This window comes from Aureibaculum marinum, from assembly GCF_003813905.1.
Lineage (GTDB): Bacteria > Bacteroidota > Bacteroidia > Flavobacteriales > Flavobacteriaceae > Aureibaculum > Aureibaculum marinum.
Map to the genome: position 1 here is coordinate 23,461 of NZ_RPFJ01000017.1, position 20,939 is coordinate 44,399.

General features: G+C 29.7%; 17 protein-coding genes. 4 read left to right on the plus strand and 13 right to left on the minus strand.

Translation table 11 applies throughout. The features are described from left to right. Positions 1 to 150 precede the first annotated feature (150 nt). Complete coding sequence (gene clpB / locus EGM88_RS12045) at positions 151 to 2,739, minus strand: ATP-dependent chaperone ClpB (RefSeq protein WP_123898562.1); 2,589 nt, start codon at positions 2,737 to 2,739, stop codon at positions 151 to 153. A 223-nt stretch (positions 2,740 to 2,962) separates the two neighbouring features. Here clpB and ytxJ point away from each other — a divergent pair, with 223 nt between their 5' ends. Beyond that, the gene (gene ytxJ, locus EGM88_RS12050; protein WP_123898565.1) at positions 2,963 to 3,334 is read left to right on the plus strand and encodes a bacillithiol system redox-active protein YtxJ; all 372 of its coding nucleotides are present in this window, start codon (positions 2,963 to 2,965) and stop codon (positions 3,332 to 3,334) included. Positions 3,335 to 3,417: 83 nt separating this feature from the next. Here ytxJ and EGM88_RS12055 read toward each other — a convergent pair whose 3' ends face one another. The 5 genes from EGM88_RS12055 to EGM88_RS12075 form a co-directional block, all read right to left on the minus strand. Then, positions 3,418 to 4,398 (minus strand): OmpA family protein, encoded by a 981-nt coding sequence (locus EGM88_RS12055; RefSeq protein WP_123898567.1) that lies wholly within the window; start codon positions 4,396 to 4,398, stop codon positions 3,418 to 3,420. A gap of 384 nt (positions 4,399 to 4,782) precedes the next feature. Continuing rightward, positions 4,783 to 5,160, minus strand: coding sequence for a DUF2752 domain-containing protein (locus EGM88_RS12060; RefSeq protein WP_123898569.1), 378 nt, complete (start codon positions 5,158 to 5,160; stop codon positions 4,783 to 4,785). Positions 5,161 to 5,191: 31 nt separating this feature from the next. Next, entirely contained in the window at positions 5,192 to 5,530 is a 339-nt protein-coding gene (locus EGM88_RS12065; protein WP_123898571.1) for a CCC motif membrane protein, read from the minus strand. 21 nt (positions 5,531 to 5,551) lie between these two features. Beyond that, a complete protein-coding gene (locus EGM88_RS12070; RefSeq protein ID WP_238988436.1) occupies positions 5,552 to 5,851 on the minus strand; it encodes a DUF2752 domain-containing protein in 300 nt (99 codons plus the stop codon). Next, positions 5,841 to 6,680: a hypothetical protein gene (locus EGM88_RS12075; protein ID WP_123898573.1), complete on the minus strand. Its 840-nt coding sequence runs from the start codon at positions 6,678 to 6,680 to the stop codon at positions 5,841 to 5,843. Before EGM88_RS12075 ends, EGM88_RS12070 begins: the two co-directional genes overlap by 11 nt. A 185-nt stretch (positions 6,681 to 6,865) precedes the next feature. Between EGM88_RS12075 and EGM88_RS12080 the strand changes: the two genes are divergently transcribed. Beyond that, positions 6,866 to 7,999 carry a cysteine desulfurase family protein gene (locus EGM88_RS12080; protein ID WP_123898575.1) on the plus strand — a complete coding sequence of 378 codons (1,134 nt, stop codon included), beginning with the start codon at positions 6,866 to 6,868 and terminating at the stop codon, positions 7,997 to 7,999. A gap of 100 nt (positions 8,000 to 8,099) precedes the next feature. Here EGM88_RS12080 and yidC read toward each other — a convergent pair whose 3' ends face one another. The 6 genes from yidC to dnaN all read right to left on the minus strand — a co-directional run bounded on the left by yidC (position 8,100) and on the right by dnaN (position 15,794). Beyond that, the gene (yidC, locus tag EGM88_RS12085) at positions 8,100 to 10,019 is read right to left on the minus strand and encodes a membrane protein insertase YidC (protein WP_123898577.1); all 1,920 of its coding nucleotides are present in this window, start codon (positions 10,017 to 10,019) and stop codon (positions 8,100 to 8,102) included. A 237-nt stretch (positions 10,020 to 10,256) separates the two neighbouring features. Next, positions 10,257 to 11,963 carry a gamma-glutamyltransferase gene (ggt, locus tag EGM88_RS12090; RefSeq protein WP_123898579.1) on the minus strand — a complete coding sequence of 569 codons (1,707 nt, stop codon included), beginning with the start codon at positions 11,961 to 11,963 and terminating at the stop codon, positions 10,257 to 10,259. Positions 11,964 to 12,110: 147 nt separating this feature from the next. Further along, the gene (locus EGM88_RS12095; RefSeq protein ID WP_123898581.1) at positions 12,111 to 12,701 is read right to left on the minus strand and encodes an acyl carrier protein phosphodiesterase; all 591 of its coding nucleotides are present in this window, start codon (positions 12,699 to 12,701) and stop codon (positions 12,111 to 12,113) included. A gap of 107 nt (positions 12,702 to 12,808) precedes the next feature. Beyond that, positions 12,809 to 13,504 carry a hypothetical protein gene (locus EGM88_RS12100; protein WP_123898582.1) on the minus strand — a complete coding sequence of 232 codons (696 nt, stop codon included), beginning with the start codon at positions 13,502 to 13,504 and terminating at the stop codon, positions 12,809 to 12,811. A gap of 111 nt (positions 13,505 to 13,615) precedes the next feature. Next, the gene (locus EGM88_RS12105; RefSeq protein ID WP_123898584.1) at positions 13,616 to 14,314 is read right to left on the minus strand and encodes a hypothetical protein; all 699 of its coding nucleotides are present in this window, start codon (positions 14,312 to 14,314) and stop codon (positions 13,616 to 13,618) included. A 361-nt stretch (positions 14,315 to 14,675) separates the two neighbouring features. Further along, a complete protein-coding gene (gene dnaN / locus EGM88_RS12110; protein ID WP_123898586.1) occupies positions 14,676 to 15,794 on the minus strand; it encodes a DNA polymerase III subunit beta in 1,119 nt (372 codons plus the stop codon). A 211-nt stretch (positions 15,795 to 16,005) separates the two neighbouring features. On the opposite strand from dnaN, the gene EGM88_RS12115 reads away from it, so the two are divergent. After that, complete coding sequence (locus EGM88_RS12115; RefSeq protein ID WP_123898588.1) at positions 16,006 to 18,492, plus strand: PIG-L family deacetylase; 2,487 nt, start codon at positions 16,006 to 16,008, stop codon at positions 18,490 to 18,492. 123 nt (positions 18,493 to 18,615) lie between these two features. Next, complete coding sequence (locus tag EGM88_RS12120; RefSeq protein WP_123898589.1) at positions 18,616 to 20,343, plus strand: sodium:solute symporter; 1,728 nt, start codon at positions 18,616 to 18,618, stop codon at positions 20,341 to 20,343. Positions 20,344 to 20,396: 53 nt separating this feature from the next. On the opposite strand, the gene EGM88_RS12125 is transcribed toward EGM88_RS12120, so the two are convergent. Further along, a complete protein-coding gene (locus EGM88_RS12125; RefSeq protein ID WP_123898591.1) occupies positions 20,397 to 20,774 on the minus strand; it encodes a hypothetical protein in 378 nt (125 codons plus the stop codon). Between the last annotated feature and the right edge of the window lie 165 nt (positions 20,775 to 20,939).

Genomic DNA, 20,939 nt, shown 5'->3' on the forward strand with positions numbered 1-20,939 from the left:
ATTTCAAAGATAATTTTTCTAATTAAACAAAACCATTATTAGTTATAGATAATTTAGTTTTTAAAGAATGTTTTATTTGATTTTAAGAAAAAAAAATCCTTATAACTTATATGCTATAAGGATTTTTCTTCAATACTAATTATGAAAAAATTACTTATTTCTAAATACTAATTTATCATCAAAGGCATCTAGTAATATATTACTATTAGCAGTTACCTTGCCTGCTAAAATTTCTTTAGACAATTCATTAAGTACTTTACGTTGAATAACTCTCTTAATTGGTCTTGCACCAAATTGAGGATCAAAACCTTGACGAGATAAACTTTCAATGGCTTCATTAGTAGCGTCTAAAGTAATTCCTTTCTCAGCCAACATTTTTTTCAAACCATTTAATTGTAATTCTACAATTTGTTTTACTTCAGCTTCATTTAACGGAGTAAACATTACAATTTCATCAATTCTATTAATAAATTCAGGACGAATGGTTTTTCTTAGCAATTCAATTACTTGAATTTTAGTAGATTCAGTAACTTCATCTCTATTTTTCATATCAAAATCTTCGAAATTCCCTTGAATAATTTCAGAACCCATATTAGAGGTCATAATTATAATTGAATTTCTAAAATCAGCTAAACGTCCTTTATTATCTGTTAACCTACCCTCATCTAAAACTTGTAATAAAATATTAAAGGTATCAGGATGTGCTTTTTCTATTTCATCTAATAGTATAACAGAATAGGGTTTACGTCTCACCGCTTCAGTTAATTGTCCACCTTCTTCATAACCAACATATCCAGGAGGAGCTCCAACTAGTCTACTTACAGCATGACGTTCTTGATATTCGCTCATGTCAATTCGAGTCATGGCACTTTCATCATCAAATAAATATTCAGCTAAAGCTTTTGCTAATTCTGTTTTTCCAACACCAGTTGTGCCTAAAAACAAGAATGAACCTACAGGTCTTTTACTATCTTGTAATCCTGCTTTTGAACGTCTCACCGCGTCAGCAACAGCTTCAATAGCTTCGTTTTGACCAATTACACGGTTGTGTAATTCGGCTTCAAGATGTAATAGTTTTTCTCGTTCACTTTGTAACATTTTTTGAACAGGAATTCCTGTCCATTTTGCCACTACTTCAGCAATATCTTCTGCTGTAACTACTTCTTTAATTAAAGCGGTATCTTGATTTTCTTTAAGATCTTTTTGTAATTCGGCTAACTTTTCTTCTTCTGCTTTTATTTTACCATAACGTATTTCAGCTACTTTGCCATAATCACCATTACGTTCGGCTTTTTCAGCTTCTAGTTTATATTCTTCAATAGCTTTTTTAGCAGCCTGAATTTGATCTACAACTTCTTTTTCACTTTTCCATTTAGCATAAATACCTTCACGCTCTTCTTTTAAATTGGCAATTTCTTCTTTTAAGAATTTAAGCTTTTTTTCGTCTTTTTCACGCTTAATGGCTTCAATTTCTATTTCTAATTGCATAATTTTTCTGTCTAAGACATCTAATTCTTCAGGTTTAGAATTAATTTCCATACGCAATTTTGAGGCAGATTCATCCATTAAGTCAATAGCCTTATCAGGTAAAAAACGATCAGTAATATAACGTTGTGATAGTTCTACAGCGGCAATAATGGCATCATCTTTAATTTGTACTTTATGATGCGTTTCATATTTATCTTTAATACCACGTAAAATAGAAATTGCACTTTCTGTATCAGGTTCATCAACTATAACTTTTTGAAAACGACGCTCTAGAGCTTTATCTTTTTCAAAATGTTTTTGATACTCATCTAATGTAGTTGCACCAATGGCACGTAATTCTCCTCTGGCTAATGCGGGTTTTAAAATATTTGCAGCATCCATTGCTCCTTGTCCTCCACCAGCACCAACTAAGGTATGAATCTCATCAATAAAAAGTACAATTTGACCATCAGCCGAAATCACTTCTTTTACAACTGCTTTTAATCGCTCTTCAAATTCACCTTTATATTTTGCACCTGCAATTAAAGCACCCATATCTAATGAGTAAATTATTTTCTCAGCTAAGTTTTCAGGCACATCACCTTTGACAATTCTGTGAGCTAAACCTTCTGCAATAGCAGTTTTACCAACACCAGGTTCACCAATAAGTATTGGATTGTTTTTGGTTCTGCGTGATAAAATTTGAAGAATTCTACGTATTTCTTCATCACGTCCTATAACCGGATCGAGTTTTCCTTCACTAGCTAGTTCATTTAAATTTTTACCATATTTATTTAAAGCATTATAGGTGTCTTCTGCACCTTGGCTGGTTACTCGACTTCCTTTACGTAAATCTTTAATAGCCTCTTTTAAGCCTTTTTCAGTAATTCCATTATCTTTCAATAATTGAGCAGCATTATCTTTACCTTTAAGTATTGCTAATAGTATGTGTTCTATCGAGATGTATTCATCTTTCATCTTTTTTGCAATATTAGCAGCGTCGGTAAGCATCGTTCCTGCGTTTCTAGAGAGCATCAAATCAGCTCCAGAAACTTTTGGAAAACTAGAAATTATGGTGTCTAATGTTTGTTTAAAAATATCAACATTTACTCCTAATTTATTTAATAAGAAAGGAGTTACGTTTTCGTCAACTTCAAAAATACCTTTTAATATGTGAGCATTTTCTATTTGTTGTTGTCCAAAGCCTTGTGCAATCTGCTGAGCTTGTTGCACGGCTTCTTGTGCTTTTATTGTATAGTTATTAAAATTCATCTGTTGTGTTTTTTATGGTATGTGAGCAATATTTATTCCAATTGAAAAAAAGAAAATTAGCAAGACAAAATGGCTGTGATTATTGATTTTATATGACTTTTTGTCTATTTAAAAGACTTTCTGTAGTCTTTTGACTTTTATTAAAGCTATGAGCTGTAAAAGTTTTAATTCATATTAAATTGGTTAACTTTGAATGTTCAACTTGTAAACATTGAATTTATTTATGGGAATTATTAAAAATCTATTTGGAAAGAGTAATGATAAAGCTGATTATCCTTCAATTAATTGGATACCTTTAACGGAGCATAAACAATTAACCGAAATAATACAAAACTCTAATTTGAAATATCAAGCGATATTTAAGCATAGTACGCGTTGTGGTATAAGTAGAAGTGTGTTAAAACAATTTGAACGTCAAGAGAATAATGAAAGCATAGATTTTTATTACTTAGACTTATTAAGTTACAGAGCTATTTCAGATGAAATAGTGGAAAAATTTGGTGTAATGCACCAATCTCCACAATTATTAGTAATTAAAGAAGGAGCTGTAGTGGCCCATGGCTCTCATTATGATATCATGACCATAAAAATATAAATATAGTATATATAGATTTTGGTATAAAACTCCTATAATTTTTATTAAAATTATAGGAGTTTTAATGTTTTAGCTAAGATTATCTATTTTACTATCAATTCAACTCTTCGTGCAAAGTCAAATGAAGAATTGGTTTTGTCTAGATCTTTTCCTTTAAATTGTATAGTGATTTTATCTGGACTAACACCTAATTCAATCAATTTATCAAAAACTGTTTGTGCTCTTTTTTCTGAAAGAGAATTGTCATAGTCGACAGTTGTATTAGCAGTGTTCGATGCAAATCCTATCAGGGTTATCTTGTGTTCAGGATTGGCCTTTAGGTAATTTACAATTTTAGTAATGGCGTTTAAACCTGTTGATTTTATTTCGTATTTATTATTGTCAAAAAACACATATTCATTTTGGCTATAAATACTATCATTTACTTTAGTGATATAATTGTTTATAACTGGTTTTTCTATAATTGTTTTAGTGCTATCAATAATAATAGGTTCGGTATCTTTAACAGACCAGTCGATATGATCCTTGTTTCCTAGAGTATATGAAATACCTAAGTTAATACCATAAGAATTTGTTGTGTAAAGATCACTTTCTTGAATATCATTAATACCAGTAACAATATTTAGAGAAGCTTTTAAAGCGATTTTTTTATTAAGTTTATATAAATTATCTATACTTGCAGTTAAGTGAAAATTACCATTATCTCTAAATATTTGAGGCTGATGTACTTTGTGTAAATAGGTAAAATCTCCACCTACACCTAATAATATAGTATAGGCTTTGGTAAAGTCTTCAAAATTTAACACTCTACCAACATTAACTATTCCCTGAAGATTTGCAGAGTAATAATTTTCTAGACTTTGGGTGTATGTTGCAGATGCTCTTACTCCAAATTTATTATTGAGCATGTATCTTCCTCCTAAATTGTAGTTTGCAAAACTAAAAGAGTATACATCTTGAATTTGTGTAATTCCAATGGAGGGCTCTAATGTAAATTTACTATACTCTTGAGAGTACATTGTAGTTGCTAACATTAAGAATGTTGCTAAAATCATTTTTTTCATAGGGGTAAACTTTATTTATATTAATTAATATAATTTTGGTATAGTTTACTTTTAATGTAGTATAAACCATACAAATATGCTATAGAGCTACATGAATAGTTTACATGAGCTAAATAGTTAATGTATAGGTTGGGTAAGTTGGTTGTATATACAACAATTTAAAACTGAAAATTCCTACCTTATTGGTTTTGATTTTTTTTTCACAGCTAAAATTTAAAGATTTTAAGTTTTATTTTAGTGGCTTTTATGCTGAATAAAAGATATTAACATGACATGTAAATGTGTTATTTCAGCGGATTAATGTTTGAAAACGGTATTACAAAATTGATTTTTATTTTTAGTAAGTTTTGTAGTGTATAATGAAAATATAGGATAAGTATATAGTTAATTTGTTGGAGCTAAAAAGGTAAATGGATAATAAGGTATGTTTCGCAATATCCAAAAAAGCAATAGTATTGCTAGAGCAATTAAAAGTACTTTTTTGTTGTTTAAAATACTTTTAAAATTTGTCTTAAAAATACTATTACTCAAAACTATTCCATAATGATAAAGTAATGCTAATACCCCTAATATTAGCATAATATTTTGTTTTAAGGCAGCTAAAAAATTACCATGAACCAAATTGTGAATAGCACGTTGGCTTCCGCATCCTGGGCAATACACCCCAGTAGTATCATAGAGAGGACATCTTAATATAAAACCAATTTCGTTTGGAAATACTATAAAATAAAATAATGCTATTACTCCTGAAAGTAATAGCATTAAGTAGTGTTTTAGTTTCACTTGTTTGAATTTATTGACCTTGTTGCATTTGCTCCATCACTTCTTTATACTGCTCTATTATTAAGTCAAAGTCTACAGTTGCTAATCTGTAAATAAACCAAGCTAAGGTTAAAATACCAATAATTAGTCCAATTTTTGAAAGTAAAGCTCCAGTATTAGCATTGTTTATGCCTTCGTACATGTCAGGATTTTCTTGATCTAATGCTTTTGCTTTTTTTGCCGAGTTCATCCCGATAAGACCTAGTATAATTCCTGGTCCTGGAATAAAACAACAACAGAAAGTACTTACTATTGATATAACACCTAAAATTAATGAGGTTTTTGAGTTAGGTAATTTTTGTTTTTCCATAATGTGTGTTGGTTTTTTTGATTAATTGATTTTAATAATATAGTTAGTTAATATAATAATAATATTAATAATAAATAGATAAAGTAAAATTCGATGTCCATTTTTAAAAGAAAATTTCAAATGAAAGCCTAAATAGACAAACATGCCTATTAAAGTATAAATGGCAGGATACATAAAAAAAGCGTTTACAAATTCTCCTTTTAATATATAAATTATAGAACGCTGCATACCACAACCCATACAATCCATGCCTAACTGTTTCCATTGGCAGGATAGCATATTTTCTTCTAAAAAAGAAATAATACCCATATTACTCTTCACTAATTGTTTTTACAACTTCTTTAGTGCCAAACTCATACACATCATAGTTTATGGTGTTTCCATCACTATTTTTTAATTGTAATCCTTCAATTATAATAGTAGTTTTATATGTTTTTTGGTAACTATTTTTTATAGTTCTTGCTTCGCTTAGCCTTGTTGTTGTATCTGAATCGAGATAGTCAGGACTATCATTTGCATTTGCATCTTCTGTAGAAGATTCGTACTTGGTTGGAACGCCATCACCATCATCATCATCATCTAAATAGTTGGGTATACCATCACCATTAGTATCATCATTAGTAGGGTCACCATCCCCATCAATATCTTCACTACTAGTTAATATACCGTCGCCATCATCATCAGAATCAATATAATTTGGATAAGCATCACCATCTGTATTTAGTTCTTTGTCTAATTCTTCTACACCATCATTATCATCTTCTATTACTTCTGTACTAACTACAACAACACCTGTACCAGTCCATTCATTAGTAACTTTTGGAGAAACAGGAGGTATGTTTTGACAAAAATAGTCACTAGAAGGTTGTTCAGATAATGTCCTATAAGTAATTTTATTGGTTCCAGATTCACTTACTGTAAAGGTCTGTTCATCTCCCCAATCATGAGTTAAAAAAGTATCTTCTGTATCATCTAAATTTGAATCTAATTCAATAATTAAAACTTCATTTTCATTAATTTTATAAAGAACAATTTCTCCACAATAACCAATATCATCAATTGCAGTAAAATTAAATTCAGGTAAATCAAAATTACCATCATCACATGATAATGAAATTAAGAGTAAAAAAAGTATAAGTAATCTGTTCATTTAAAGAATTTAGTAAAGTGACAGTAGTGACAAAAATAATAGAAATACCCAACAAACTAAAAATACTTACTGTTAATTTTATTTACTTTTGCAATTACAATGTCGCAATAGGCATTTAATTTTATAATTGACAACATTTATTTGTATAAAATAATAGTTAATATAGAGCGTGTAAATTTATTTAGATGAATATAATTTATTTTGACAATGCTGCTACAACACCTATACACCAAAAGGTAATTGAACGAATTACTGAAGTGATGACAACAGTTTATGGAAACCCGTCATCTACACATCGAATAGGGAGAAAGGCAAAAACTGTAGTTGAAGAAGCTAGAAAAAGTATAGCTAAACATTTTAATGTGACCGCTGGAGAAATAGTTTTTACCGCTGGAGGAAGTGAGGCTGATAATTTAATTTTACGTAATGCTGTTGTAAATTTAGGGGTAAAACATATTGTTACATCAAAAATAGAGCATCATGCAGTATTGCGTACTATACAAGCTTTAGAGGATGAGTTTGATATAAAAATTGACTATGTAGACTTAGATAAGAAAGGGAATATTGATTATACTCATTTGGAAAAATTATTAACAGCTTGTAATGATAGAACTTTGGTAAGTTTAATGTCTGTTAATAATGAAATAGGCAATTTGTTAGACGTAAAAAAAGTATGTGATTTGTGTGCTTCTACTAAAGCTTTATTCCATTCAGATACGGTACAATCTATTGGTCATTACAAAATAGACTTGCGTGAAACTCCCATTGATTTTATAACGGCTAGTGCTCATAAATTTCACGGACCAAAAGGGGTAGGGTTTGCTATTATAAAAAAAGGATATGGTATAAAGCCTTTATTAACAGGAGGTGAGCAAGAACGTGGTGCTAGAGCTGGAACAGAAAATGTACCTCAAATTGCGGGAATGCAAACCGCTTTGGATATTGCATTAAAAGATGTTGAAGCAGATAAAAAATATTTAAAAAGTTTAAAAACTTATTTTATTGATTCATTAAAAGAAGCTATTCCGGAAGTAGTATTTAATGGCTGTTCTGCAGATTTTAAACATAGTACATATACCATTGTAAATGTTCGCTTTCCTAAAAAAATGCCGATGTTATTGTTTCAATTAGATTTAAAAGGTGTTGCAGCTTCTGGTGGAAGTGCTTGTCAGAGTGGAAGTGCTTTAGGGTCACATGTGTTAAATACTATTCTATCTAAAAATGAAGCAGAGCATGCTTCTGTACGATTTTCTTTCAGTAAATACAATACCAAAAATGAGGTTGATAAAGTGGTTGAAATTATTAAAGATTTATTTTAAATTTAATTGAATAGGTAGCGTAATACAACCAAGTAAAAAATAATGATAAAAAAAACCGAAGTGATGAGCTTCGGTTTTTATATGGTATATAGTACTTTAATTATTTTCGTTTTCTTTGTTGTTCTTGTTGTTGTTGTTGAGCCTGTTTCATAGCCTCATCTAAACGTTGTCTAAACTTGCTTTTCTTTTTCTCAGGCTTTGCCTTATTTTCTTGTATTTGAGCATGAATTTTATCTTCGTCAATAATAAAATTCTTAATCACTAACATAATTACAATAGTTAATAAGTTAGAAACGAAATAGTATAAACTTAAACTACTTGCATAATTATTAAAGAAGAACAACATCATAAGAGGTGAAAAGTACATCATGTATTTCATCATCTTAGTCATGTCTGGCATTCCTTCTTGTGTAGGTTGTTGCATATTCATTTGTTGACTTTGTGTCATTCGCATGTAAAAGAATATTGCTACAGATGCTAAAATTGGAAATAAACTTATGTGATCACCATAAAATGGAATTTTAAATGGTAGCCTAGCTATCATATCATAAGAAGATAAATCATCAGCCCACAAAAAGCTTTTTTGTCGTAGTCCTATTTCTGAAGGGAAAAATCTAAATAACGCAAAGAATACAGGCATTTGAATTAATGCAGGAATACAACCTGATAGCGGACTAACACCGGCTTTACGTTGTAACGCCATAGTTTCTTGTTGACGCTTCATAGCGTTTTCTTTGCCTTTATATTTTTCGTTGATTTCATTAATTTCAGGTCGTAATACTTTCATTTTTGCACTAGACAAGTATGATTTATATACCACCGGAGACATAATTATCCGAACTACAATAGTCATCAATATTATAATTAAACCATAATTACTAATAAATGAACTTAAAAAAGTAAATACAGGAATAAATATAATTCTGTTTATCCAACCAAAAATACCCCAACCTAAGTCGGCTACATCTTTTATATCTGTACCTTCATATTTTTTGAATATTTTATAGTCAGTAGGACCATAATACCAATTCATGGCATAATTAAGTTCACCATTTTTCATGTCTAATGGTGCTTTTATGGTGTACTGTTTGGTAAAAGTGGTGTCTATTTCTTCATCTTCCACTAAATCTGTTGAAGTAACCTTTGCAGATGTAAATGGAGTATCTGTTTTTAATAAAGATGTAAAAAAGTGTTGCTTAAAAGCTACCCAATTTACCACTTCTAATTCGTCTTCATCATTATGGCTTAAATAACTTACATCATCATCGGCTTTATAATAATAATAGCCGTACATATTTTCGGTTTTTAAACTTTTTTCTTGACGATATGCTTTTAAATCCCAATCTAATTGCAACGATTGTGAAGTGTTAATTGCTTTATCCATACCTTGAGATTTTATGGCAAAATCTAGCATATAATCTCCAGGTTTTATCTCGTATCGATATTCTAAATACTGGTTTGAAGCTACTTTCAATTTCATTGAAAGTACTTGGTTTTTGCCATTTTTAGATAAGGTTGGTTCAAAAAATAGATCCTTAGTATTTAATATTCTATTGTCTGTAGTAGTAAAATTGATATTAAATAAAGCATTATTATCTTTTATTAGATATAATGGTTTTTGGTCATAAGTTTTAAAATTTTTAAGCTCAACCTCGGTTATTTGTCCACCTTTATTTGAAACTTTAATTTTTAATAACTCATTTTCAATAGTAGTTTCTTTTTCAGTGGCCGAAGGCAATGTTGCACTATAAGCGAATGCACCTAATTGATTTTTTGCATTAGCAAGAGCAACTGAATCAGTAGGATTTATGGTAGTTACTACATTATCAATTGTTTTTGAATTGGGGTGAGCTATATTTTGTTGAGTTGCATTTTTAATTGAGTCTTTTATTCTTTGCTCAGTTTTTTGTTTTGCAAGTTCTTCTGGTGTAGGTTGATTGGTATACATATACCAAATCATAATTGCACCTAATAACAAGAATCCTATAAGGGAATTGACGTCAAATTTCTTTTCTTCCATAATCTATAAAATCAACCCACCAAGTACTTGAATTTTTTTAATAAAGAATAGATGGGTTTTTGAGACTGCGAAAATATGAAAAATGGATGAGAAATATCAATACTCAACCTTCAAAAGGCAAATAAATTCTAAAAAGAGGAAATTCTGAATTCCAAAATGTACTATTAGAAAGGTATTTTTCAATGAACTAGTTCTTTCTATAGTATTTTTTAGAATTTAAAAAGGAATTTATCTGTTTTAAAATCCAACAGCACTATCATCACCTCTAGGATCAGCTCCTCCTTCTAATTTTCCATTAGGTAAAACTAAAATAGCGTCTACTTTACCTATTATTCTAGAATCACTTTGGTCAATGGAATATCCTTTTTTACGTAAATCTTTAAATACTAACGTATCAAATGAGGTTTCAAATTTAATATCATCAGGATACCATTGGTGGTGAAACCTCGGTTGTGAAACAGATTCTTGCATGGTCATATCATACTCTAATACATTTAAAATATTTTGCATAACCGAAGTAATAATTGTGGAACCTCCAGGCGTACCAATTACCATTTTTAAATTACCATCTTTTTCCACAATTGTAGGTGTCATTGCACTTAACATTCTTTTTTGTGGAGCTATAGCATTGGCTTCGGCACCTAAAAGTCCAAACATATTTGGTTCACCTGGTTTTGAGCTAAAATCGTCCATTTCATTATTTAAAAAGAATCCAGCATCTTTTACATATACTTTAGATCCATAAGCTCCATTAATTGTAGTGGTTACTGCTACAGCATTACCAAATTGGTCTACAATTGAATAATGCGTAGTTTCTTCACTTTCAGGTAACGTAATTTGTCCATAACTTATATCAGATGATTTAGTGGCTTTATCCCAGCTAAAATCTGACATTCTTTGTGCTAAATAATAAGGTGAAATTAAAGTATCAATGGGAATGTTAACAAAATCAGGATCACCTAAAAATTCAGACCTATCCGCATAGGTTCTTCGTTCAGCTTCTGTAATTAGTTGTATGTACTCTAGAGAGTTGTGTTTGTATTGGTTTATGTTGTAAGGTTCAATACTTTTTAATATTTGAGCCACACAAATACCACCACTTGAAGGAGGAGACATTGAAATAATTTTATTTCCTTTATATGTGAAAGTAATTGGATCTCTCCATTTAGCCTCATAGTTTGCTAAATCTTCTTTAGTAATTATTCCTCCAAGACTTTGAACATATTCAACTAACATATCAGCAGTTTTACCTTTATAAAACTCGTCTTTACCATTGTCTCTAATTCTAGTTAATGTTTTGGCTAATGCTGAATATTTTATGGTGTCGCCCACTTGCCAATCTTTGTCTAAAAAAATGGTTCGGTTGTTCGCTTTTTTAAATAAATGACGATATGCCCTAAACATTCTAGCTTGATTTTTGGTAACTACTACACCATTTGTAGCTAAATCAATAGCAGGTTGTATTAACTTTTCAATAGGCATAGTTCCAAATTTTTTGTGTGCTTCGAATAATCCTGCTACAGTTCCAGGCACTCCAACAGCCATGGCACCTAATGTACTTTTATTGGGAATTATATTTCCATCTTTATCCAAATACATATCTCGTGAAGCAGCAAAAGGAGCTTTTTCTCTATAATCTAAACAACCAGTTTCACCATTATTTAACCGATATACCATAAAACCACCACCACCAATGTTTCCTGCAAAAGGGAAAGAAACTAACAATGCTAAATCTGTTGCTACCATGGCGTCAAAAGCATTTCCGCCTTGTTTCATTATTGAAACACCAATTTTAGAAGCTTCTTCTCTAGCAGATACCACCATAGCAGAATCTGCTATAAAACCGTAGTTTTTTTTTGTTTTAGTTGGTAATGTACTAGGATTACCTTTTTTACATTGTATTGTAAGTAAACTTATTGAAATTAGAATTAGAAAAGTTCTCATAAAGTTAAAACAGTTTAATAAATAAGTTGAACATTTGTTTTTAATAGAGGTAAAACATTTTAAAAGATCGATTAACAAAATATTATTTATAATAAGAGTTTTGTAACTAAAATAATTAGCAGATATAAAAGGTTAAATGTTTGGAGTTTAACGGTTAAGTGTTTTTAGTTGTTCAAGTGACGCAGTACGTAAATCTTCAAAAAAAGTGGTAAAATCATTTTCAAAATCTTTGTAATGGATTTGTAAATCTTCTATTGCTAAATTCATTTTAGATTGGTTTTTAGTACGTTTATTCATTCCAATTAAAACACTTTCAATACCTTCTAAAGTCCGGTAATTGTAAAGCCAATTGCCTTTAATCATGAAAGGCAATAGGTGTTTAATTTTTTCAGGAAGTATATCGTGATTTGAAGTTAATAAATTATAAAATTGTTGTGCAAAATCATTCAAATCATGTGTACTATAAGTTGACCAATTTTTAGCTAAATAATGGTCATATAAAATATCTATAATTACACCATCATAATGCCTATACCTAGGATGCAACCTTTTTTTACTCTTTCTTACAATTGGGTGAGTGTCTGTAAATGAATCTATTTTTCTATGTAGCAGAATGCCTTTTTGAATTTCACTAGAAAAATGACTGTACTTGTTTCCAGAAAGACCATCAGCTATAAAGTTTCCAATTTTAAGTTCATCATTATCTCCAGAAAGGTAAATGTGTGCTAGATAATTCATTGGGGAAAGATAGTAAAAAAAGTGTTTAAAGAACAAGCTTTTTTGTTCAGTTCATTTTCTTAATTATCTTCCAATATAACTTCTTTAAATATATGTGCAGAATTAAATTACTTCTCTGGTATTTCAAAAAACCAATCTAACTTTTGAAAGAGCTTAACAAGTTCATCTTTTTTTTCTGTTTTACAGACAAAAAAATCAAAATTGGAAATCATAGCTGTTAACCCTTTAGAATTTATAGCTTTATTTGCTGAGCTCAAATAGAAACTGGGCCAATCATTACCATAAATAGATCTAAATTTATATTTATTGGTGTATAGCATATTAGCTAATGCTTTTTTTACTCCTTTGGCATCTTCACTATATCCCATTAATTTATAAAAAGTTAATAATTGCCCAAAAGCATCTTTAAAATAAAGGATGTCATTTTCTGCTTTGGTCCATTTTGCTAAAAAAGGATTGGGTTCGATAACAATTTCTCCTTTAAAATTCTTTTTATTCCAATTAGGAATAGATTGAACGGCAATGTCTTTAAAGACATAATCAAATTTTTTAGGGTCAATAAGTGCGAGCCATACTTTTTCTGTAATATCTAAGATTTCATCATCATCATAAAAAGAGCTACCTAATAATGAAATAATTCTTTCAACATCTCCTTTTTTTAATTCTAAACCTTCCATACTTGGCTTCTCCTTTTTGTATTCTTTTATGGTACTGTAAAAGCGTACTGTAGAATAATCAGGCTGAGACCATAATTTAAAACTAACTGTTGTAACCGCTAAACATAATAATATGATGTTTTTCATACTTTAGATGAATTTTTAATATTAATTGTTGGTTTGGCGTTGTATGGAAAAAAACCGCTCCCTAAAGAGAACGGTTTTTTAATTATTTGAGTATAATTTTTTTATTAAATTTTAGGGTTGAATAAAATCCCATTCAATTTTTTTGAATAATTCAGTAATTTCTTCTTTCTTTTCAATTTTACATACAATAATATTATAGTAGCCTTTAGTAACTAAAGCAACTAATCCTTTGGATGCTAAATCTGAATTAACAGTCTCTAAATACGAATATGCCCAATCATCATCTTTTGGGTCTTTAAAATCTAAATTTTTTGTAATTAGTAGTTCATTAAATGATGATTTTACACTTTCAGCATCATCACCATATGTAATTAGATTATAATGACTTAATATTTTACTTAAAGCCAATTGAAAATAAGGGAATTCATTACTGTTAATTGTCCATTCTGTAAGGTAAGGATTGGGTTCTAATACCAATTCACCTTTTGCATTTACTTGACCCCAATTTTGAATGGTTTTAACAGCAAAATCCTTGTATACAAAATCAAATAATTTAGGATTAGAAAAAGCCAACCATGCTTTATCAACAATATCCTTTTTTTCTTTTTCTGTATACAGAGAATCACCAAGATTATTGACAATATTAGACAATAAATCCTTGTCGATACCTAATTCTTTGGTTCGAGGTTCATCACTTTTGTATTCATATATTTTACTACTAAAAATAACTTTAGAGTAGTCTGTTGTCTGTGCAACAGCTATATAAGAGAATACCAATAATGTTAAAATAGAGAGTAGTTTTCTTTTCATAGAGTTAATTTAATTACACTTCGTTTTTACGCACGAAAATTAATAATATTCTAAAGTGAAAATATTAATCTTAAAAAAATAATAAATGATAAAAATTATAGAATTTAGGGGATTCTAAGACTGCTAATATACTAATTATTTTACTACCTTACTGTAAAATCAATAAAAAGCAAAATATTCTAAATAAATGGTAAGTTATTAACAATATTCTGTTTTTTATAAAATCAATATTTTAGACAATAAGAAATTATATAAGAAGCAGATGCAAAATTAATTTATAGTCTAATGCTGTTCAAAACTATACATAAAATAAACAAGTTAGGTTTTATACCTAACTTGTAACTTATATTAAAATAAAGTTTTAACTGTTAAGCATAACAGGCATTACAAGCATAGTAATGTGTTCACCTTCTTCTAAACCATCTATTGGAGTTAAAATTCCAGCTCTATTTGGTAAAGACATTTCTAGCATAATTTCATTTGATTCTAAATTACTTAACATTTCAGATAAAAATTTAGAATTAAAACCTATTTGCATATCGTCACCTTCGTAATTACATTTTAAACGCTCATCAGCTTTATTAGAAAAATCAATATCTTCAGCTGAGATATTTAATTCGGTGCCGGCCATTTTTAGGCGTATTTGATGTGTGGTTTTGCTAGAGAAAATAGATACACGTCTTACAGAATTTAAAAACGAACTTCGTTCTAAAGTTAGTTTATTCGGATTTTCTTTAGGAATTACAGCTTCGTAATTAGGATATTTACCATCAATTAAACGACAAATTAAAACTGTTTGATCAATTGTAAATTTAGCGTTGGCGTCATTGTATTCAACAATTACATCGTCTTGAGATCCAGATAATATGTTTTTTAATATGTTTAATGGTTTTTTTGGCATAATAAACTCTGCAACTTCGCTAGCACTTACATCATTACGCGTGTATTTAACCAGTTTATGGGCATCTGTAGCAACAAAAGTTAAATTTTCTTTTGAAAATTGAAAAAACACTCCACTCATAACAGGACGTAAATCATCATTACCAGAAGCAAAAATAGTTTTAGAAATAGCTGTGGCAATAATATCTCCTGTTATAACAGTTTTACTAGGTTCTTCCAATTCAACAGGTTTTGGAAATTCAGCTCCATCTGCATAAGCCAAAGCGTATTTACCACTTTCAGAACTAATCTCAAGGGTATTGTTATCTTCAACAACAAAAGTTAAAGGTTGTTCAGGAAACGTTTTTAACGTCTCTAACAATAACCGTGCATTAATAGCGACAGTTCCGTCTTCATCAGCTTCAGCATCAATAACGGTTGTCATAGTTGTTTCCAAATCGGAAGCAGAAACTTTTAATTGATTATTTGACAATTCAAATAAGAAGTTGTCTAAAATAGGTAACGTATTATTATTGTTTATTACACCTCCTAAAACTTGAAGTTGTTTTAATAATTGATTACTTGAAACTATAAATTTCATCTGTCTATAAATAGGTTAAAGAGTTTGTTGTCTAATATTTGTTAAAAAAAATTAAACTATTTTGCCAAAACCCTCAATAGGGTTTAAAATTACAATTACAAATATAGATTAATATAAATGAGCTAAAAAAATAAATTTTACAGTTTTATTCACAATCGTTATTTTTAAGTAGATTTGTGAATCTAAGATTTAATTAGACTTAATAAAATTTATGAAAAACATACTATTTTTACTAGTAATTCTTTTGGTTTTTATACCAGTAAATGCACAAAAGCCCGATAAACCCAATGCTTCAGAAATTTATGAATCTATAAAAAAGTTAAATTTTTTAGGGACTGTTTTGTACGTTGCTGCTCATCCTGATGATGAAAATACACGTTTAATCTCCTATTTTTCTAACCATATTAAAGCAAGAACAGGTTATTTGTCAATAACTCGTGGAGATGGAGGTCAAAATTTAATCGGTTCAGAGTTGCAAGAACTTTTAGGGGGTATTAGAACTCAAGAATTGTTAGCAGCCAGAAGAACAGACGGAGGGGAACAATTTTTTACACGAGCTAAAGATTTTGGGTATTCTAAACATCCAAATGAAACACTAGCAATTTGGAATAAAGATGAAGTTTTAAAAGATGTAATTGCGATTATCAGAAAATTTAAACCTGATGTAATAATCAATCGTTTTGACCATAGAACACCTGGAACCACACATGGTCATCACACTTCTTCTGCTATGTTAAGCATGGAGGCCTTTGACTTGGTAGGTGATGTAAATTTTAAAGGTCATAATTTGTACAAACCTTGGCAACCGAAAAATTTATTTTTTAATACTTCTTGGTGGTTTTATGGAAGTGAAGAAAAGTTTAAAAAAGCAGATAAATCTAACTTGTTGGGTTTTGATATGAATGTTTTTTATCCGTCAAGTGGTTTGTCTAATAGTGAAATTGCTTCACTAAGTAGAAGCCAACATCAGTCGCAAGGTTTTGGTAGTACTGGCTCTAGAGGTTCTGAAATGGAATATATAGAACTTTTAAAAGGAGATATGCCTAAGAATAATTCTGTTTTTGATGGAGTTGATACTTCTTGGAATAGAGTAAAAGGTGGAGCCCCAATAGGTCAACTTTTAGAGAAAGTATTAAAAGAATATGATTTTAAAAATCCTGCTGCGAGTATTCCTGATTTGATAAAAGCTTATAGTTTGATTACTAATTTAGACGATAATCATTGGAAAAATGTAAAGTTGCCAGAAATTAAATCTATTATTGCAGCATGTGCAGGACTTTATTTAGAAGCAGTAGCAGAAACGCCATTTACTTCCCTTAATGAAAGTGTAAAAGTTAATATTGAAGCAATAAATAGAAGTGATATCTCTATGCAATTGGAAGGTATTTCTATTCCTGAAGAGCATAAGGAGATTGTTGCTAATATTCCACTTATAAATAATAAACCATATAAAAAAACGACTGAGGTTTATATTGCTGCTGATGAGCGTTTTACATCTCCATACTGGTTAACTAAAGTTAGCAGCTTGGGAATGTATAATGTAGATAACTTGCAATATATTGGAGAACCCGAAACGCCTAAGAATAGAAGTATTCTGTTTAATGTGAAAGTTGGGAATGTGATAATACCTTTTACAAAAACAATTGTTTACAAATACAACAACCCAGTCAAAGGAGAAGTGTATCAGCCTTTTGAAGTTTTGCCAGAAGTAACCGCAAAAATTTTAAATAAGGTTAATATTTTTGCCGATAACTTGTCAAAAGAAGTTCCTGTAACTGTTAAGTCTTCAAAAAATAACCTTTCAGGTGTTGTTAGTTTATCAGCTTCTGAAGGTTGGAAAGTTACTCCAGAGAAAATTAATTTTACCATTTCTGCAAAAGGAGGAGAAAAAACAATAGTGTTTAAAGTAACACCTCCAATTACTCAAAATGAAGGTGTAATTACACCTACAGTAACTGTAAATGGTAAAGTTTTTAAACAGGAATTAATAAGTATAGATTATAATCATATACCAAAACAAACTATTTTAATGCCTTCGCAAGCAAAAGTAGTGCGGTTGGATATTAAAAAGAAAGGAAATTTAATTGGATATATTCAGGGAGCTGGTGATCAAGTGCCTACTAGTTTAACCGAAATAGGATATGAGGTGGAGGAATTGAATGAAGATCATATTATTTTAAATAACTTGCAGAAATATGATGCTATTGTTTTAGGAATTAGATTGTATAATGTGAGTGAAAAAGCAAAATTTTATCAATCTGCTTTACATAAATATGTAGAAAATGGAGGTACGTTAATTGTACAATACAATACAAATAGAGGATTGAAAGTTGATAAAGTGGCACCATATAATCTTAAATTATCAAGAGATAGAGTAGTAGAGGAAGACGCTAAGGTGTGGTTACTTAAAGAAAAGCATAAACTGTTAAATTTTCCAAATAAAATAAGTGCACCTGATTTTGACGGATGGATTCAAGAACGTGGTTTATATTTTCCTAACCATTGGAGTAAAGAGTATATTCCAATTTTAGGAATGAATGATACAGGTGAAAAAACAAAAAAAGGAAGTCTATTAATTGCAAAATACGGTAAAGGACATTTTATATATACAGGCATTAGCTTTTTTAGAGAACTACCTGCAGGTGTGCCGGGAGCGTATAAGCTATTTGCTAATATGCTTTCGGTTGGTAAAAATTAAACTATTATGGAAAAGGTTAAAAAATATAAATGGCAAAAGTTATATACTTGGGTATTAGTTGCCAATGCTTTTTATGTTGTACTTTTTTATATAATAATGAAATTATTTTCATAAAGGACAATTATGCAGCAAATAGATTGGATAATTTTAATATGTACTCTTATATTTATTGTAGCTTACGGTGTTTGGCATACAAGAGGGAGTAAAAATGTTCAAGATTTTATCAGAGGAGGAAATCAGTCAAAATGGTGGACCATAGGTTTATCTGTTATGGCTACACAAGCCAGTGCCATTACTTTTTTATCTACACCTGGGCAGGCTTTTCATGATGGAATGGGCTTTGTGCAATTTTACTTTGGTGTACCCATTGCTATGGTAATCATATGCTTGGTATTTATTCCTATTTATCATCGTTTAAAAGTATATACAGCCTATGAATATTTAGAAAGTCGATTCGATTTAAAAACTAGAAGTTTAGCAGCTGTACTCTTTTTAATTCAACGAGGATTGGCTGCAGGAATAACTATTTATGCACCATCAATTATTTTATCTGTAGTATTGGGTTGGGATTTAATAACGCTAAATATTATTATAGGAATTTTAGTAATTATTTATACCGTTTCTGGAGGTACAAAGGCTGTCAGTGTTACTCAAAAACATCAAATGGCTGTTATTTTTACAGGAATGTTTATTGCTTTTTTTGTGATAGTAAATTCTTTACCGGCCGATGTTAATTTTACAAAAGCCTTAAATATTGCTGGAGCAAGCGATAAAATGAAAATATTAAATTTTTCGTTTGATTTGGATAATAGATATACGCTTTGGAGTGGTATAATTGGAGGAAGTTTTTTAATGTTATCTTATTTTGGAACTGATCAAAGTCAAGTACAACGATATCTTTCAGGAAAATCTATCAAAGAAATGCAATTGGGGTTGTTGTTTAATGGTTTATTAAAAGTACCTATGCAATTCTTTATTTTGTTAGTTGGAGTTATGGTTTTTGTATTTTATCAATTTAATGCAACACCGCTCAACTTTAGTCCTACAGCTACAGCTACAGTTTTGAACTCTTCTTATTCAGATGATTATCAAGCATTAGAACAAAAACAGATGTTGCTTTTTGAGAAAAAACAAGCTCTAATAAATGAGTTTGTAAAATCTGAAGATAAGGCTTTAAGTGAGCAAATATCTAAGGCAACTATTGCAGATAAAGAAAATAGAACAGCAGCTAGAGAATTAATTAAGCTAGCAGCAGAGGAACAAGAAATAAAAGTTGAAGACAATGATAAAGATTATGTTTTTATTCATTTTATATTAAACAATTTGCCAAAAGGTTTAATAGGATTGTTACTAGCCGTAATATTATCAGCAGCTATGTCTTCAACAGCATCAGAATTAAATGCTTTAGGATCAACAACAGCATTAGATTTGTACAAGAGAAATGTAACTGTTGAAAAGTCCGAAAATCACTATTTATTAGCTTCTAAATGGTTTACATTATTATGGGGCATTATTGCTATTTTAATTGCTTGTATTGCCAATTTATTTGATAACTTAATACAATTGGTAAATATTATAGGTTCTATATTTTACGGAAATGTTTTGGGTATTTTTTTACTTGCATTTTTTGTAAAATATGTAAGAAGTAATGCTGTTTTTGTAGCCGCTCTTATCACACAAGTAGTTATAATAGGTGTATATTACTTTGTAATGTTTTTACCTGAAAGTCAAGGTGAAAAAGCAATGTTGGGTTATTTATGGCTTAATTTAATTGGGTGTGCATTGGTCATGGGTATTGCAGTTTTGATTCAATTAATTAATGGGAATAATGAATATAAAGTTGATCAATAGTCAATTTTAAATAACAATTACTAAGTTACTGATAGTTTTTTATGTAATTCCAGTTAAGTATTAGCTCTAACTTCAATTGGTTTCCATTCATTTTCGATAAATAAATACCATACGGTAAGTTCTAAATTTGAAGGCCTTTTCCATTGTGCTTCTAGAAAATACACTTTTTTGTATTCATACTCTTTATTTGGAAAGTATTTATTTACGATGGTAAGTTGTTCTTTACTTAAATTTTTTTCTGTAACTTTTATTTTATGACTGCTAATAGGTTCTCCATAAAACCTAATTGCATTTGTATATTTAGCATGACTTAAATGAGCTTTTTCTTTTTGGATAATATTTGTTTTAGGTGTATTATCAGAAACAGCCTCATTAGTGTTACATGAAATTAGACATATTAATATAATAAAAAGGGATGAAAAAGTTCGCATAAGTGATGTTTTAAAATTATTTAAAAACAAAACTAGACGTATTGCGATAGTTGAAATAGGTCGTTTTTGGTAGAATTGTAGCCCCAATTTTCAGGGGTATACTATTTTAAAAAGTAAGAACAAGTTTAAAATACTATAAGTAAGTTTAACATAGTAAAAAGAAGT

Bases quoted from the DNA above. Each gene is read 5' to 3' on its own strand.
- EGM88_RS12100 (WP_123898582.1), bottom strand. From the start codon at position 13,504: ATGAAAAACATCATATTATTATGTTTAGCGGTTACAACAGTTAGTTTT.
- EGM88_RS12080 (WP_123898575.1), top strand. From the start codon at position 6,866: ATGAATATAATTTATTTTGACAATGCTGCTACAACACCTATACACCAA.
- EGM88_RS12055 (WP_123898567.1), bottom strand. From the start codon at position 4,398: ATGAAAAAAATGATTTTAGCAACATTCTTAATGTTAGCAACTACAATG.
- EGM88_RS12075 (WP_123898573.1), bottom strand. From the start codon at position 6,680: ATGAACAGATTACTTATACTTTTTTTACTCTTAATTTCATTATCATGT.
- EGM88_RS12060 (WP_123898569.1), bottom strand. From the start codon at position 5,160: ATGCTATTACTTTCAGGAGTAATAGCATTATTTTATTTTATAGTATTT.
- EGM88_RS12095 (WP_123898581.1), bottom strand. From the start codon at position 12,701: ATGAATTATCTAGCACACATTTACCTTTCTGGAGATAATGATGAACTT.
- dnaN (WP_123898586.1), bottom strand. From the start codon at position 15,794: ATGAAATTTATAGTTTCAAGTAATCAATTATTAAAACAACTTCAAGTT.
- EGM88_RS12120 (WP_123898589.1), top strand. From the start codon at position 18,616: ATGCAGCAAATAGATTGGATAATTTTAATATGTACTCTTATATTTATT.
- ytxJ (WP_123898565.1), top strand. From the start codon at position 2,963: ATGGGAATTATTAAAAATCTATTTGGAAAGAGTAATGATAAAGCTGAT.
- EGM88_RS12115 (WP_123898588.1), top strand. From the start codon at position 16,006: ATGAAAAACATACTATTTTTACTAGTAATTCTTTTGGTTTTTATACCA.
- EGM88_RS12125 (WP_123898591.1), bottom strand. From the start codon at position 20,774: ATGCGAACTTTTTCATCCCTTTTTATTATATTAATATGTCTAATTTCA.
- clpB (WP_123898562.1), bottom strand. From the start codon at position 2,739: ATGAATTTTAATAACTATACAATAAAAGCACAAGAAGCCGTGCAACAA.
- EGM88_RS12065 (WP_123898571.1), bottom strand. From the start codon at position 5,530: ATGGAAAAACAAAAATTACCTAACTCAAAAACCTCATTAATTTTAGGT.
- yidC (WP_123898577.1), bottom strand. From the start codon at position 10,019: ATGGAAGAAAAGAAATTTGACGTCAATTCCCTTATAGGATTCTTGTTA.
- ggt (WP_123898579.1), bottom strand. From the start codon at position 11,963: ATGAGAACTTTTCTAATTCTAATTTCAATAAGTTTACTTACAATACAA.
- EGM88_RS12105 (WP_123898584.1), bottom strand. From the start codon at position 14,314: ATGAAAAGAAAACTACTCTCTATTTTAACATTATTGGTATTCTCTTAT.